At 46.1% G+C, this 15,760-nt stretch carries 11 protein-coding genes; 5 read left to right on the forward strand and 6 right to left on the reverse strand.

Annotated elements, in window-relative coordinates:
* Positions 1-674 precede the first annotated feature (674 nt).
* Positions 675-2,216 carry an MFS transporter gene (locus PN462_RS06430; protein ID WP_272127197.1) on the forward strand — a complete coding sequence of 514 codons (1,542 nt, stop codon included), beginning with the start codon at positions 675-677 and terminating at the stop codon, positions 2,214-2,216.
* A gap of 133 nt (positions 2,217-2,349) precedes the next feature.
* Entirely contained in the window at positions 2,350-4,560 is a 2,211-nt protein-coding gene (locus tag PN462_RS06435) for a molybdopterin oxidoreductase family protein (protein ID WP_272127199.1), read from the forward strand.
* Positions 4,561-5,080: 520 nt separating this feature from the next.
* On the opposite strand, the gene PN462_RS06440 is transcribed toward PN462_RS06435, so the two are convergent.
* The gene (locus tag PN462_RS06440) at positions 5,081-6,376 is read right to left on the reverse strand and encodes a methyl-accepting chemotaxis protein (protein ID WP_272127200.1); all 1,296 of its coding nucleotides are present in this window, start codon (positions 6,374-6,376) and stop codon (positions 5,081-5,083) included.
* 596 nt (positions 6,377-6,972) lie between these two features.
* On the opposite strand from PN462_RS06440, the gene aroF reads away from it, so the two are divergent.
* The gene (gene aroF / locus PN462_RS06445) at positions 6,973-7,860 is read left to right on the forward strand and encodes a 3-deoxy-7-phosphoheptulonate synthase (RefSeq protein ID WP_272127201.1); all 888 of its coding nucleotides are present in this window, start codon (positions 6,973-6,975) and stop codon (positions 7,858-7,860) included.
* Positions 7,861-8,277: 417 nt separating this feature from the next.
* Here aroF and PN462_RS06450 read toward each other — a convergent pair whose 3' ends face one another.
* The 5 genes from PN462_RS06450 to PN462_RS06470 all read right to left on the reverse strand — a co-directional run bounded on the left by PN462_RS06450 (position 8,278) and on the right by PN462_RS06470 (position 14,441).
* Positions 8,278-9,663 carry a serine hydrolase gene (locus tag PN462_RS06450; RefSeq protein WP_272127202.1) on the reverse strand — a complete coding sequence of 462 codons (1,386 nt, stop codon included), beginning with the start codon at positions 9,661-9,663 and terminating at the stop codon, positions 8,278-8,280.
* A 237-nt stretch (positions 9,664-9,900) separates the two neighbouring features.
* The gene (locus PN462_RS06455; RefSeq protein WP_272127203.1) at positions 9,901-10,818 is read right to left on the reverse strand and encodes a chemotaxis protein CheW; all 918 of its coding nucleotides are present in this window, start codon (positions 10,816-10,818) and stop codon (positions 9,901-9,903) included.
* Between the two features lie 47 nt (positions 10,819-10,865).
* Positions 10,866-11,315, reverse strand: a complete 450-nt coding sequence (locus PN462_RS06460; RefSeq protein ID WP_443029086.1) for a pentapeptide repeat-containing protein — start codon at positions 11,313-11,315, stop codon at positions 10,866-10,868.
* Positions 11,316-11,442: 127 nt separating this feature from the next.
* Complete coding sequence (locus PN462_RS06465) at positions 11,443-13,659, reverse strand: O-linked N-acetylglucosamine transferase, SPINDLY family protein (protein ID WP_272127205.1); 2,217 nt, start codon at positions 13,657-13,659, stop codon at positions 11,443-11,445.
* Positions 13,660-13,775: 116 nt separating this feature from the next.
* Positions 13,776-14,441 carry a type IV pilin-like G/H family protein gene (locus PN462_RS06470; RefSeq protein ID WP_272127206.1) on the reverse strand — a complete coding sequence of 222 codons (666 nt, stop codon included), beginning with the start codon at positions 14,439-14,441 and terminating at the stop codon, positions 13,776-13,778.
* A gap of 272 nt (positions 14,442-14,713) precedes the next feature.
* Here PN462_RS06470 and PN462_RS06475 point away from each other — a divergent pair, with 272 nt between their 5' ends.
* Positions 14,714-14,872 carry a cryptochrome/photolyase family protein gene (locus PN462_RS06475; RefSeq protein WP_272127207.1) on the forward strand — a complete coding sequence of 53 codons (159 nt, stop codon included), beginning with the start codon at positions 14,714-14,716 and terminating at the stop codon, positions 14,870-14,872.
* Positions 14,873-15,637, forward strand: coding sequence for an RNA methyltransferase (locus tag PN462_RS06480; protein ID WP_272127208.1), 765 nt, complete (start codon positions 14,873-14,875; stop codon positions 15,635-15,637).
* Positions 15,638-15,760 lie beyond the last annotated feature (123 nt).

The following is a 15,760-nucleotide window of genomic DNA, read 5'->3' on the forward strand; positions in this document are numbered from 1 at the left end:
CCCCCCAAAGCCAAGGGTTAAAACCCGTGGCTAATAGCTCAAGTCTGCGGAAAGCCGACTCCTTTTTATCAGGGGTTTGATGTGGTCTTTTCCTTTTAATCTCTTAACCCGTTTTAACGGGTTTTCGCTCTCAGCCTTGGGTTTTAACCCAAGGTTCAATTAAAGGTAAAATTATTCCCCAAATTTCCCCCAACCAAGGGTAAACTCCCCCAAAGCCAAGGGTTAAAACCCGTGGCTAATAGCTCAAGTCTGCGGAAAGCCGACTCCTTTTTATCAGGGGTTTGATGTGGTCTTTTCCTTTTAATCTCTTAACCCGTTTTAACGGGTTTTTGCTCTCAGCCTTGGGTTAAAGCTCAAGGTTCAACTAAGACTTTCATCGTGGGATGTTGGGTTTCGCTGCGCTCCACCCAACCTACTTTTTTGAAGCTGTTAAAAAATGTAAATTGCGAATTATCGCTATGCAATTCTTGCAACACATCAATAATTTTGTAGTTGAATATACGAAAGTGCTTAAAAGATAATGTCATTCTTACAATTAATTCAGGCAAAACATTTAAATTAAATGTCCTGAACATTTCCTCAATTTAATTGATTACTCCTCAGTAATCATTGTGGGTTAGAAAATACCCCAAATGACTCAAAATTGAAAACTTACTGTTCTCTAAAAATCAACCATGCTGGCTGAACTGTTTTTGCATTTTTATCGCGGTCGATACCGTATCTTACACCTCACTTGGTTTGCCTTTTTTCTCTCCTTTGTCGTGTGGTTTAACTTTGCACCACTCGCCACCGCAGTCCAAGAAGATTTAGGCTTAGAAACTAGCCAAATTCGTACCATTTTAATTTGTAACGTGGCTCTCACTGTCCCCGCACGAGTCATTATTGGGATGTTGTTGGATAAATATGGGCCAAGGATTACCTACTCCTTGTTACTCATGTATGCAGCCATTCCCTGTATTATCTTTGCCATGGCCCAAAACTTCAGTCAGTTGGTCATCAGTCGCCTTGCATTAAGTATTGTGGGTGCAGGGTTTGTCATTGGTATTCGCATGGTTGCAGAATGGTTTCCCCCTAAAGAAATTGGCCTCGCTGAAGGAATTTATGGGGGTTGGGGAAATTTTGGGTCTGCTGCTGCGGCCTTTACTCTCCCCACCATTGCCGTTTGGTTAGGGTTTGGGGGATTGAACCCCATGACGGGTGATCCCATGCTAAACTGGCGCATGGCCATTGCAGGTACAGGTATTATTGCGGCTATTTACGGGGCGATTTATTTCTTTAGTGTTGAAGATACTCCGCCTGGACGCACTTATCAACGGCCTAACCGCGCAGGGGGAATTGAAGTTACCAAGAAAAAAGATTTCTGGTTTTTAATGGCCATGAATGTGCCGTTAGTGGGAGTTCTGGCGGTTTTAGCGTGGCGATTGAGTAAAATTGGTTTCTTAGACCAAACGGGCTTAATTCTTGTCTGGTTAGGATTAGTGGGATTATATCTCTTTCAAGCCTACGGGTGTTGGCAAGTTAACAAAGACCTGATGTTAGGCCGCAAACATTATCCCCCCGAAGACCGCTACAATTTCTCCCAAGTGGCTATTCTGGAACTTACCTATATTGTGAATTTCGGGTCAGAATTAGCCGTTGTTTCCATGCTACCTGCTTTCTTTGAGTTAACTTTTGGTTTGAGTAAAGCGGCTGCCGGAATGATCGCGGCGAGTTATGCTTTTATGAACTTGGTTTCCCGTCCGGGTGGGGGATTAATCTCCGATAAACTGGGCAGTCGGAAATTAACCATGGGTTTTCTTACCGCAGGGATGGGGATTGGTTATTTGTTAATGAGTGGCGTAAATAACAGTTGGTGGCTACCTGCGGCGGTTATCCTCACGATGGGTTGTTCCTTCTTTGTCCAGGCCGCAGAGGGGTCAACTTTCGCCATTGTTCCCCTGGTGAAACGTCGCGTCACAGGCCAAGTTGCGGGGAATGTGGGGGCTTACGGCAATGTGGGGGCTGTGGCTTACCTGACGTTATATAGTTTACTCCCTGAAGGGGCCGTGGGCGATCGCATCTTCTTTCAAACATTAGGCGTTGCAGCCTTAATTGTAGCCTTCCTCTGCTGGTTCGTCCTCAAAGAACCCAAAGGATCATTCGCCGACTTCCACGAAGGAGAAGACCATTACCACGACAAGTCTGTACAGGATGAAGCAAAAGAACCTGTTTTATAGGGTTGTTGGTTGTTGGTTGTTTGTTCTTTGTGAAGAAGGGAACAGGAAACAGAGGAGAGAGGACTTTTAACTCAATTCTCACTTCTCTCTCCTCACTTCTTTTCCCCCAGTACCCATTACCCATTACCCAAAAATGTCTAAAACCCTCTGTCCTTACTGTGGCGTAGGATGTGGCCTTGAGGTCTCCCCTCCTGCGGCCCCCAACCGTGCAACCCATCGAGATAAACAAGGGAATCCCATTTGGAAAGTGAGAGGCGATCGCACGCACCCTTCCAGTAAAGGCCAAGTCTGTGTCAAAGGGGCCACCATTGCCGAATCCATCGACAAAGATCGCCTAAAATATCCCATGTTCCGGGAGTCCCTCGACCAACCCTTTCAGCGTATCAGTTGGGAGGAAGCCCTAGACCGAATTGGCCAACACATTCAAACCGTCCGCGCAACACAAGGGCCCGATGGCCTTTGTATGTATGGGTCCGGACAACTCCAAACCGAAGACTACTACACCGCCCAAAAACTCCTCAAGGGATGTTTAGGGACCAATAACTTTGATGCCAACTCCCGACTCTGTATGTCGTCTGCGGTCTCGGCTTATATTAAGAGTTTCGGGGCAGATGGGCCGCCCTGCTGTTATGATGACCTAGAAAAAACCGACTGTGCCTTTCTCATCGGCACTAATACCGCCGAATGTCACCCGATTATTTTTAATCGTCTCGCTAAATATCACAAGAAAAATCGGCGGGTGAAAATGGTGGTGGTGGACCCCCGTCGGACTCCTACCGCAGAAAAAGCCGATTTACATTTAGCCATTCAACCGGGGACGGATATTGATTTATTAAACGGCATTGCCCATTTATTGCTACGGTGGGGCCGCATTGATGCAGCGTTTATTGATGACTGTACCCAGAATTTCCCCGCTTATGCCGAGGTTATCCGCCATTATCCCCCAGAAGTAGTGGCGCGAAATTGTGGCATTTCTGTGGAGGAATTGGAACAAGCGGCGCAATATTGGGCGGAGAATGAACGAGTTTTGTCTCTCTGGTCCATGGGGATTAACCAATCTTCGGAAGGGACGGCCAAGGCCCGGACTTTAATTAATTTACACCTAATGACCGGGGCAATAGGTAAACCGGGGGCGGGGCCTTTTTCTCTCACGGGACAACCCAATGCGATGGGAGGCCGAGAAGCGGGAGGGTTGGCCCATATTTTGCCGGGGTATCGCTTGGTGAAGAATGCCCAACACCGGGCCGAGGTGGAGACCGCATGGGGGCTAGAGGCGGGCAGTATTGCCCCAGAACCGGGTCGAGATGCTTGGGAGATGATCCGAGGTCTGGAACGGGGAGAAGTGGGCTTATTGTGGATTGTAGCCACCAATCCGGCGGTGAGTATGCCGGACTTGCGACGCACTCAGGCGGCTTTGAAACAGTCTCCGTTTACGATTGGTCAGGATGCCTATTATCCCACGGAGACGGCGGCTTATGCCCATTTACTCTTACCTGCGGCCCAATGGGGGGAGAAAACGGGGGTGATGACCAATTCGGAACGGGTGGTCACGCTTTGTCCGCAATTCCGCGATCGCATCGCCGAAACTAAGGCCGATTGGGAGATTTTTGCGGCGGTGGGACGGAAACTGGGCTTTATGGAACAATTTAACTGGACGAAGGCGGCGGATGTGTTCCAGGAGTTTGTACAATTAACCCACGGTCGTCCCTGTGATCTATCGGGGTTAAGTCATGCCCTTTTACAAGCATACGGCCCCACTCAATGGCCTTATCCGGCCGGAACAGAAGCCAACCCCGACACCCATTCCCACGGCAAACGTCTCTACACTGATTTTATCTTCCACACTGCCGATAAACGCGCCATATTCGCCGCCTATCACGCTAGAGGACTGGCAGAACCCCCTGACCCAGATTATCCCTTTATTTTAACGGTGGGCCGCCTCTACGGGCATTGGCACACGCAAACCCGGACGGGACGGATTGATAAAATTACTGCTATGCACCCTGAACCGTTTTTAGAGTTACATCCCCGTGATGCAGCGAATTTGGGGGTGAAGGAGGACGGATGGGTGGAGGTGCGATCGCGCCGCGGCCTCTGTCGTTTCCCCGTTACAATAACTAAAGCCATTACTCCTGGAACAGTCTTCGCACCGATGCACTGGGGCGCACTTTGGGCCTATGATGCAGAATCAAACGCTTTAATGCACGCTGCGGCCTGTCCAGAGTCCAAGCAACCGGAATTAAAAGCCTGTGCGGTACAATTAACTCCCATTTCTGCTGATATTATCCCCCAAGAACGAGGGTTACTCAATCGTGAGCAACCGAGTTTCTCTACAAAATTTTAATCCCTTCAAGGCCACTGACTGACCAGAGAAACCGGGTTTCTCTATAGAAATTAATCCCTTGAAAATAACGAACCCAAGAAACCCGGTTTCTAAACTTCTAGGGTAAACCATAAGAAACCGGGTTTCTCTATAGAAATTAATCCCTTGAAGATAACTGAGCAAAGAAACCCGGTTTCTAAACTTCTAGGGTAAACCATAAGAAACCGGGTTTCTCTATAGAAATTAATCCCTTGAAGATAACTGAGCAAAGAAACCCGGTTTCTAGCCCTTCATTATTGGCTATAATAAACCATAAGAAACCAGGTTTCTCTATAGAAATTAATCCCTTGAAAATAACGAACCCAAGAAACCCGGTTTCTAAACTTCTAGGGTAAACTATAAGAAACCAGGTTTCTCTATAGAAATTAATCCCTTGAAAATAACGAACCCAAGAAACCCGGTTTCTAGCCCTTCATTATTGGCTATAATAACTTCAACAAGCGATGTAAACGTTTTAAGCTGATAGCTGAATACTTACGCTTTACACAAGGGTTTTTAACTTATTCGCAGTCTCATTTAAATTCTTTGTTCCCATCTGGGTTTGAGAGATTCCTGTTGCCGTTTCTTTCGCTCCTGTATTAATCTCATTCATGGCCATCATTACTTGTGATGTTGCGTTGGCCTGTTGTTGGGTATTGAGGGAAATTTGCTGAATACTTATGGCAATTTCATTAATAGATAAGACAATTTCTTCGACGGATTTTGTCCCCTCATCTGTCACCATAATAGTAGAGTTAGTTAAATCTCGAATTTCACGGATAATTTTATTAATGCGCTCTGTAGATTCTTGAGAACGATCTGCCAATTTCCGAATCTCAGCGGCCACCACCCCAAATCCTTTTCCGGATTCTCCGGCTCGTACTGCTTCCACTGCCGCATTTAAAGCCAACATATTGGTTTGATTGGCTAAATCACTAACCACTTGGGTTATATCGCCAATTTGATTCAATTGTTCACTAAGTTTCTGCACTTGTAAAGCAGTTTGATGGGATTTATATTTTAAATGATCTGTCTCATTAATAGTTTCTCCCGTTTGTAAATCTGTGCCATTAGTAAGTTTTAAAATGCGTTTTGCATTCTCGGCCACCGCTTCTGCTTGCTCCGCAGACTGTTGAGAGGACGCATTTAATTCCTCAATAGTGGTTGTGGTTTGATTTACCGATGCGGCCTGTTGATTGGCAATTCGTTCCTGTTCATCAATAGCTGTGGTAATCTGAAGGGAGGAACTAGCAATAGTATTGGCCTCTGTGGCTAAACGGTTAATCAATTGACGCACAATTAATAATCCCGTAACTAAGGCAATTAACGCTGAAATTCCGGTTAAAAGAATAACCCAAGATACTAACCCTTGTAAGGTTTGACTTTGGATAGCTTTTGATTTTTGTACCGCTTGACGTTCAAGTTGACTTAACTGATTTAATAAAGTTTCAATTTCCTCTGCATCTCGACGAATTTCACCATTCTCCCATTGTTGTAAAGCGGCTTCAATTTCTCCACTATTCGCTTTTTGTAAAATAGTACGCTGTTCAACTTCAATGGTTTGGACTAAGTTTAATAAGGTTTGTATTTTCTCCTGTTGTGTCTCATCTAATTGCTCTAATGTTTCTAAAGTGACAGCAACTTCTTGATATTGTTGTTGCGCTTTTTGATAATCTTGAAAGTAATTACTATTAGGGTTGAGTAAATACCCCCGTAAATCGGCGATGGATTGAATAAAATAAAAGCCGAACACATCAACATTTTCTTCTATTTCGGTGGATTGCTCGAACTGTTTCACGGCATTTTGAGTAACCTTGACTCGTTGAAAAATAAAAAATCCAGAAATAAAACTCAATGAAATTGGAATTAGATAGCCAACAATGATCCAGTATCGAAGCTTAAAGTGTTTTAACATTTTTTCTCCTTCGGAGAGGTTTCGCTAACGGAGTGTTAGTTTTAAACTGACGGTTGATAGCTGATAGCTGAATGCTTACAATAATACTGTGATCTTATTACAATCTTTGTCTCAATTTTCAGGATATTAAGGAACAGTAAGCAGTTTTTGAATTTATCAGCAAGTGATCTTCTTTTCTCCTCCTGATCTTTGAGTTGACAACTTGCAGCACTTGTGCTAGGTTGCTAATAGGTCTAGCAATTCGCGTTTGCTTGCCCACCCATTACTAATTGCCCATCTCAGTATTTATTTTCCCGAATCACAAGATGCTTTTATCGTCGAGCTACTTTTATTTTTGGTTTAGCATGGTTCACCGAGAGTGAATGCTGTTAAGCATGGCTCGGTGAACCGCAGGACGTGAGTTCTGCGGTTTTTTTATGTTTAGGGGAAAGGGCCGCGAGGGTTATTTTATTCAAGACAAACAAGACGGAGTTTTCATCATGGCAAATCTAAAATTGGTCAATAAAACGGATACCCAAGAAACGACATTGGTCCAAATCAGCGATCGCGTTACCATTGGTGGGTCACAACTCACCCTGATCGGTGGCCCTTGTTCAGTGGAAAACTTAGAACAAATGGATACAGTCGCCAACACCTTAAAAACCGCCCCAGTCCAAGCGATACGGGGCGGTGTTTTTAAGCCTCGGACTTCTCCTTACTCCTTCCAAGGATTAGGTCAAGAGGGGCTGTCTATTCTCACCGAAATGCGTCGTAGGCATGGTTTACCCGTGGTAACAGAGGTGATGTCCATTAGTCAAATCGAGGCCATTGCCAGTCACGCAGATATGCTACAAGTGGGGAGTCGGAATATGCAAAACTTCGACCTCCTGAAAGCCCTCGGCCAAGTGGATAAACCCATCTTACTCAAACGCGGACTCGCTGCCACCCTAGACGAATTCCTAGGGGCCGCAGAATACATCCTCAGCCACGGCAACCCCCAAGTTGTGCTGTGTGAGCGAGGGATTCGCAGTTTCGATAATTTTACCCGTAATGTCCTCGATTTAGGGATCGTCGCTGCCTTAAAACAACTCACCCACCTCCCCGTCATTGTTGATCCCTCCCACGCTGCCGGAAAACGGGAATTAGTCGCCCCCCTAGCGAAAGCGGCCATTGCCGGAGGGGCAGACGGTTTAATGATCGAATGTCACCCCACTCCCGAACAATCGGTGTCTGATGCGCGACAAGCTCTTTCCCTCGATGATATGGTTACATTAGTTCGGGAATTAGCCCCTCTTGCCACAGCCATTGGGCGCACTGTTGAGATTTCTGAAGAAATTTCTGAAGGGGAGGAGTCTAATTTTTCTCTACCTCAAACCATTGCTGCGTAGGAATTATAGCGGCTCAAGGTTAATTGGGGGTGAGGGGTTAGACCAATTTTTAGACTGTCCTCCTCCTTTATACCTGTCAAAATGTTTCCTTATACGATACAATTGTGTGTGAGGAATAGTGAAATAGTCAATTGTTTGTTCAAGCTCCATTTTCCCAGGGTCGAAACACGGCAAGACTCCTATACGGAAAGGGTTTGATCAACGATTTGGCTCTGAATCTGTGAGTGGCAGAGGGCAGTCTAGTTAGACTGCCCTCTAACTTTTTTGGCACTCTAATATGACATCCGGTTAATCCTGATAAGTTCGTAGTAAGTCCTTTAGGGCTTGCAATAAATTGGTTTAATACAAATCAAGCGGATTTCATATAACTTTTTTTGGACGTTGGGTTAGAAGCCTCGGACGCTAGAGAAGAACCTATCACCCATCCCCCAATTCATCGATCGCAATCGTCCCCGTTGTATCCAGAGGCGTTTTCGTGGTATCTGGGTTAGGTATGGGTTGACTAAAATACTCATAGGCCGCCTTAGAAATTTGCTGGATGAGGGCTTTGGCCTGTTGGTCATTGTAGGGCCGTTTCACCATCACCGCTAAGATATAGCGTTTCCCGGTGGGGGTGTCCACTAACCCCGCATCCGCTACCAATGTGCCGATATTACCTGTTTTATGAGCAATAGACGCTCCCTCTCCTAACCCGGAGACTAATAAATCGCGGTTTTCCACTTGACCCATGATACTGAGCAAGCGATCGCGCGATCGCAAATCCACCAACTCCCCCCGATTCAACAACACCAACAACCGCGTCAAATCCACCGGACTGGTTTTATTTAACCCCTCCAAATCCGGCAACCCATTCCGCAACATCGTATGTCGTAACCCCCACTCCGCAAAACTCTGATTCAGCTTCTCCCGTCCCCCCAACCGTTGGATAATCATATTCGTCGCCGTATTATCACTAATACGAATCATCTTCTCCACCGTCTCCAACGCCGAATAGCGAGTCCCAGGGGGATCATACTGCATCGTCCCCGCTTCCCCCACCATAACCGCCTCTTGCATCACCAACGACTCATCCAAACGCACCGTCCCCGCATCTACCTCTTGGAAAAAAGCCACCAAAATGGGCATCTTAATCGTACTCGCCGACGCAAAAGCCCGTCTCCCATTCCAATCCACATAATTTCCCGTATCCAAATCCAGCAAAAACACCCCCAACTCATACTTAGGAAACTGCTCGGCCAACCGTTCCACCTCCCCTTGAAGGGGTTCAATTTTCTCCCCTTGGGGGAGGTTGGAAAACTCCCGTAACGGGTGATTCGACTGGCTAGAATTTTGTTGATTAACCGTTTGCTGACTGGTGGTTTCCGAGGGCATAGATTGAATTGTCGAGAGAAACGTCCCAGCAATTGCCCCTAACCCCACCCCCAAAATCAACAAACGCACCGTATAAAGCACAAACCGTTGCAGAAAACCCACCATCAACACCGAGGGAGTTGTTTTGGCGGGAGAGGTTTTCGTGGGAGGGGTTTTAGCTGTGCCAGAATTCCCCGCTTTTGGCGGTTGAGTCCCACTGGGCCGACGACGCGCCGCCCCCTTCCCTTTTTTCTTCACCCCTCGTTGATCTTGAGGGGGTTGAGGACGACGGGCCCGAGGAGGGGTCCGAGGAGGAGCAACGGGACGACGGGTCCGAGGAGGAGGGGTCCGAGGAGCAACGGGACGACGCGGAGGAGTCTCTCGTTTTCCAGTCGGGGGAAGCGAGAGATCAGCAGGGCGTTTTTTCTGGCGATAGGGGTCTTGTGGTGGCATTCCTCACACTTAAAATAATTGGGCAAATGTCAGTGAACCATTCATTATTAATCACACAGGGAACACAGGAGACAATTGCGGCTTTTGTTGTTCACTTCCTAGGTTTGATCAAAAACGTAACTCAGAATGATCTTGGCTTACTTAATGGTTATCTTATCATTGCCCAGACCAAGCAACTCTAGGCTCTGCTGAATCAGTCTTCTACCACTACACTCTGCCTTGAACACTGATGACTGATTACTGATTACTGCTATATCTTGCATTTTGTTGCGTCGATGCCGTTAAAATAGCTTGGGGATTTAAAACAATACTGCGAGCATCCCGTAAATATCCCTCAATAAAAGGCTCAAGATGGCGAGAAAAGAGACCTGCGGGGGGTTGTAATTTATTGGGGTTATGGGCTTCAATTTCTTCAACCTGCTGCACCACAATCCCTAACCGTTGATGATCGATTTCTAACACAATAGCCGTTAATAAATCGAGTGTCGGAGTCGTTAATCCCTCAATTCCCAGTAAATGATTGAGATCAATCAGCCATAACATTTCCCCGCGCCAATTATAAATCCCTAACACCGTCTCTGGCATATCTGGGACAGAGAGAATTTGCGCGGCCTCTAAGCGTAAAATCTCCTGAATGGACTCCACAGGCAACATGGCCGTATTTTCTAGGCCAATTTGAAAACAAAGGTATTTCTGTTCCGGTTCAGTGGGGAGAGGGGAGGGGGTAAGATGATCTCGGTGGGTTAACCCTTGGGGAGCGGCCACTTCAATCACCGCATCACTCAAGGAAGTCCCCGACTCTAACCATGCGGCCAAGTCAATGGCCAGTGATCCTGAATTCAATTGTATCACCTCTTGCCAACAGGCTTGGTCGCTGTCAGGGACATAGGCTGAGATATCCACCCGGTTTAACCCGTCAATCTCTAAGCGTTTTAATCCCCGTTCTATGATATCTAAACTAAAACTGCGATCGGGGACCTGGGAGGATTCCAAAGCCACCCGTAACACTTGATTTTGCCACCGGACTTGGGCGGTAATCTCCTGGGCTTTTAATTTATGATTGAGTAAAGCTGCAATCACCTTGGGATTGCCCGCTTGAGCCAATTTGAGAATACGCTCCTGTTGTGAGGCAGTGGGTGATTGCGTGTTTGTCATCCCCGTTTGTCATTAATCTTGATTCTCTCTACCCTAAACTTAACAAACTAGGAACAAAACAGGGTTTCTCTAGTCTTTCTCCCCGTGGTGGGATTTGTGCCACTGGCTCTCTCGCACAATTCCTCCTGAACATCCCGTCGCAGCAACACATCCGTAAAATCAGCCCCTTCAATGGTCGCTCCCTTAAACCGCGCATTGGTCGCAAAAGCCCCTTCGAGGATAGCATTTTTCAGATTGGCACGGGATAAGCGAGCCGATCCCAACGTAGCATAGCGTAAATCAGCCCCTTCTAAATTGGCTGAATCTAAATTGGCTGAGAAAAAGGTGACACCCTGAAGACTAGCGTTTTTAAAATTCGCATTCCGCAGGTTAGCAGAAGAAAAGCTGGAGTCTGTTAAATCTTTTCCCGAAAAATCCTCTCCCACTAAAGAGCGTTTATTATAGTCGGTTGCCGAAACCGGAGCAGCAAACCCAAAAAATAGGGTTAAACACAACATCGTCCCAAGAATAGCAGTTTTCACCAGACGAGATGGCCAACGAACTTGTTTCATTATCTTTTTCATATGATCAACTACTCATTAGTAAATCGTAATCAGTGTAGGAAAGCAAGAATGCTCTCAACTCTCAACTATCAACTAAATACTTATTCCATATTTGCCAATAAGCCTGTTCTACCTCCCGTGTAAATTGTCGTCCATTCCATAACGGGGCAGTTTTTCGAGACTCCCGCAACTTCTGAGTAACTTGTTGCCTTAATGCTGCATTTGTTCCCAATTTAATTCCCCATTTTATATACTCTTCATCCGTCCAAGCAATCCCTTCCTCAACTCCAGCATTCATTAACATAGTATAACTATTCCGGGCTGAAAATTGTTCTCCCACTTGTGTCACCAAAGGAACACCTACCCAAAGGGTTTCTAAGGTAGTGGTAGCCCCATTATAGGGATAAGTGTCTAGCACAACATCCATCAAACTTAAATTAGCACGATGAATCATTTCTGTGGGGTCTGTGTCTAAAAATCTTAAACGATTTTGATCTAACCCAACTTCTTCGGCCAGTTGATGAAATGTGGCTTTAACTTGTTCTGCATCGGCGACTCCTTTAATGATAAAGTAACTTGTGGGAACAGCTTTAATAATTTGTAACTGTAACCGAATAGTGTCAATATGTCGTTTATACCCCTTTTGTGCGCTAAAAAATAAAACCGCATCGGGTTCAATGTTTAAATCTTCTCGTCTTAAGGTTGGCACTCCCACTTCAAACCCATCTACTGCTACATAACTTTGGGGTAAACGAATGATTTTTTCTTGGTAATATTGCTCTGCATTTTCGGGTAAAACATACTGATCTGCTAAGTAATAATCAATGGTGGGAACTCCTGACGCATCCCACCCTAACCAAGTGATTTGTAGGGGGGCAGGTTGATAAGAAATGACTCGGCAAGTGGTATCAACAGTTAAACTATCTAACTCGATTAAAATATCAATTTCATCATTATGAATAGCCTCTGCAAGCTGTAAAAAGTGCTTAGATTGATATAAATAATCAAACTGTTGGATATACCATTTTGTTAAGTCATCTTCAACTTCTGTCGCAGTGATTAAATAGCCATAGAGTTCAAATTCTTCGCGGTTATGATGTTGAATGAGCCAACGGGCTAACCAACCGACAGAATGGCTTTTAAAACAATAGGAAATGTAACCAATTTTTAATTTTTTCTTGTTTTTTCTTGACAAATGACGGTCTTTGTGATTTTGTTGAAACTTGTCATAAAGCTCTTGATGGAGTTGGGCGGCGTTGGCTTGACAGAGTTGGGCAATTTGATTGTGATAGTAGCGATTGGTTTGGGGGGTGTCTTGGAAGTAGGGGGCAAAAAAATAGGCTTGGTAGAGGATAGAAACTTGTACGGTGGTTAAAGTTTCGGGGGGGTGTTCAATGAGAGACTGGAGGAGGGTTTGATGTTCTTGAAAGTGGCTGAAGGCTTCTTGCCAATGGCCGCCTGTGTTCATTAAGGCGCGGAGGAGGCCGAGACTGGCAAAAACGCGATCGGGTAAACTCTCCACTAGGGTGGTATATTGTCGCGCTTTTTCAATGCCTTTTTCGTACTGTTCAGAATTCTGATAAAACTGGGCTAAGAGGTTGACCAGATCAGCATTATTGGGGGCTAATTGTAAGGCAATTTCAATCAATTTTGCAGCAATATCAGAGCGTCGGCGAAAATGCCCAATTTCTGTGGCTGCATTAACTAAAACTGTGAGCGTTGAGAAGGTTTGCTGGGGGGGGATATGGGGGAGACTGGCTTGGGCGAAGTCGAGGGAGGAGGGAGAGAGGGGAGCATATTGTAAAACTTGGCTGAGGGTGGCCAAGAGGAGGTCAAAATTGATGGAGGGGGAGGGAGTGGCAGTGAGTAACTCTGGCATCTCCCATTCTGCAATTTCACTCCCTGTATAAGTTTTGTGGTGGATGGCCAGTTGGAGGAGGTGCAGCAGGTTATTAATATCAGTGGGGTTAATTTCTTGAATTTGCTGGCGGAGGGTTTGTGCGAGGGAATATTGGGCTTGTTGGGTGTGGTATTGGGCGGCTTCTTCGAGGTGGCGGATTAACTCCAGATTCCACTGTTCTACTTGTTGGGGGTTTCCCTCTAACATGGCCATTAGCCAAGCAGTTTGCGCTTCAGCCACTTCCCCAGCACAGAGCAACATGAGGCCATACTGCCAATAATAGGCTTTTTCTTGGGGGGCGGCTTCAATGGCTTGTTCGTAATATTGTGCCGCTTGTCGATAGTCTCCTTGCTGATAACAGTGTTGTGCCTGTTGTTGCCAATGCTGCGCGTCTTGCATATAGCCCCCTCTGATCTTGAATTGCACCATAAAAACAAGAGTGAGTCGTGTGGGACACGACTCGCTCTGTTCAGATTACTTAATTGTACGGATGTTATGAAAGAGTGATAGGGGAATTAGCCGCCTAAGTCTTCAAAGTTTTCACCGTTGAATGATATTACACCACAGTCAAGAGTCTTTAAACCCGTTGTACCACCTGCAATAGGAATCCCACTGATAGCATTACCGTCTTTGATACTCCCGGTTTTGATAGATTCACAGGCAGCCGCACTGGTTAAGTTTTCGCCACCACCAGAACCCGGAATGAGGGTGGTTAAACCGACATAGGATTTGAGGCTACCACCACTAGGCGAGATTGCTACGGCTGCAATACTTTGAGGGTCTGCATTAGTAACCTGTGAGGCTTGGGCTTCGTCTTGAATTGATCCATCCTTTTTGAGACTGGGAACAGCATTTACAGTGCCTGCGTCGGTAATCGCGTAACCAAAGTTTTCTGTAGCAGGCCGAACCCCTGCTCCCAAAGTTGCTAAGTCAGTTGCAAAGGCTTGTTTTTCCAGATAATAACCTTGTTGTGCGCGGTTGATCGCTCCAATATTGTTTTTCGCTTCGGACTGTCTAGCTTTGTTAGCTTGCCCCAGCAGAGACGGTAAGGCAATAGCTGCCAAAATCCCGATAATGATGATCACAACCAACAGTTCGATCAGGGTGAAACCTTCTTCGCCGTTTTTACGGCCTTTTAAGTGTTGTAGAAATTTAACCTGAAATTCCGGTTTCATATTCATTGTTGCTCTCTCCTATCTCCTTATAGTGTTGAGATTAGTGGTTTTGCGGTCTTGCTTGGTTATAACTTACCCAGATGATCGGGATAACCCATCACTCTCTGCAAAATTTTTTTGTCGGGTGGGGAGTTGAGAGTTGATGGTTGAACCACGAAGACACAAAGGACACAAAGGGAAGATCAAGGGGATGGGGGAGTGTCGGGAGATGGGAGGGTATTGTTTACGGGTTACGGGTTACTGTTTACTGGTTACTGTTTACTGTTTACGGATTACTGATGACGACAGGAATATGGTTGTTGGGCGACCAACTGGGACTGGAACATCCGGCATTGCAAGGGGATAAGTCCCCTGTGTTGATGATTGAATCTCTCGATTATGCCCGGCAACGTCCCTATCGGTGTTTTACCTTAATGGGGAATTGGGATTTTAAATAGATGACTAAGAACACACAACAAAGAACAAATAACAAAGAACATACAACAAATAACAAAATTAGAATTATTTTAGTTGAACCTGCGGGGCCGTTGAATGTGGGGTCGGTGGCGCGTATTTTGAAGAATATGGGACTGTCTCGACTGGTGGTGGTGAACCCGCAATGCGATATTGGGGGGCCCCAGGCGCGTCAGATGGCGGTGCATGGGTTGGATGTGTTACGGTCGGCTGAGGTGGTGGAGACGTTGCCAGAGGCGTTGCAGGGATGCCAAAAGGCGATCGCTACCACGGGAAGAACTCGCCATCCTACGATTCCTCTTGAAACGCCTCAAGAGGTTCTCCCTTGGCTGTTTGAAGATGAACAGGAGTCGGCTTTAATTTTTGGCCGGGAAGATAGTGGCTTGACGAATGAGGAGTTAAATTATGCGCAACGGTGTTTAACGATTCCGGCGAATCCTGATTATGCTTCTTTAAATTTAGCCCAGGCGGTGGCGGTTTGTGTCTATGAACTCTATCAGTTGTCTTCGCATTTTTCTCCGATGCTTCCTCAGGAGGAGAGGCAACTGGCGACGTTGGATGAGTTGGAGGGGTATTTTCAACAGTTGGAGGGTCTGTTGTTAAAGGTGGGTTATCTCTATCCTCACACGGCTTCGTCTCGGATGGAAAAGTTCCGTCGTCTTTATAAGCGAGGTGAACTGTCGTCGGAGGAGGTGGCGATGTTACGGGGGATTTTACGACAGGTGAGTTGGGCGGTGGATAATGGATAATGGGGAGGTGAACCTAGGGTTAGAGGGTAAACCCGTTGAAATGGGTTGAGGGGTGAACCTAGGGTTAGAGGGTAAACCCGTTGAAATGGGTTGAGGGGTGAACCTAGGGTTAGAGGGTAAACC

The sequence above is a fragment of the Spirulina sp. CS-785/01 genome (assembly GCF_028330525.1).
Classification (GTDB): domain Bacteria; phylum Cyanobacteriota; class Cyanobacteriia; order Cyanobacteriales; family Spirulinaceae; genus JAQMSD01.

What these genes read in the sequence shown, in the direction of transcription:
- PN462_RS06480 (WP_272127208.1), top strand. Translation starts at nt 14,873, where the DNA reads ATGACTAAGAACACACAACAAAGAACAAATAACAAAGAACATACAACA.
- PN462_RS06460 (WP_443029086.1), bottom strand. Translation starts at nt 11,315, where the DNA reads ATGTTGTGTTTAACCCTATTTTTTGGGTTTGCTGCTCCGGTTTCGGCA.
- PN462_RS06435 (WP_272127199.1), top strand. Translation starts at nt 2,350, where the DNA reads ATGTCTAAAACCCTCTGTCCTTACTGTGGCGTAGGATGTGGCCTTGAG.
- PN462_RS06475 (WP_272127207.1), top strand. Translation starts at nt 14,714, where the DNA reads ATGACGACAGGAATATGGTTGTTGGGCGACCAACTGGGACTGGAACAT.
- PN462_RS06470 (WP_272127206.1), bottom strand. Translation starts at nt 14,441, where the DNA reads ATGAATATGAAACCGGAATTTCAGGTTAAATTTCTACAACACTTAAAA.
- PN462_RS06465 (WP_272127205.1), bottom strand. Translation starts at nt 13,659, where the DNA reads ATGCAAGACGCGCAGCATTGGCAACAACAGGCACAACACTGTTATCAG.
- PN462_RS06455 (WP_272127203.1), bottom strand. Translation starts at nt 10,818, where the DNA reads ATGACAAACACGCAATCACCCACTGCCTCACAACAGGAGCGTATTCTC.
- aroF (WP_272127201.1), top strand. Translation starts at nt 6,973, where the DNA reads ATGGCAAATCTAAAATTGGTCAATAAAACGGATACCCAAGAAACGACA.
- PN462_RS06450 (WP_272127202.1), bottom strand. Translation starts at nt 9,663, where the DNA reads ATGCCACCACAAGACCCCTATCGCCAGAAAAAACGCCCTGCTGATCTC.
- PN462_RS06430 (WP_272127197.1), top strand. Translation starts at nt 675, where the DNA reads ATGCTGGCTGAACTGTTTTTGCATTTTTATCGCGGTCGATACCGTATC.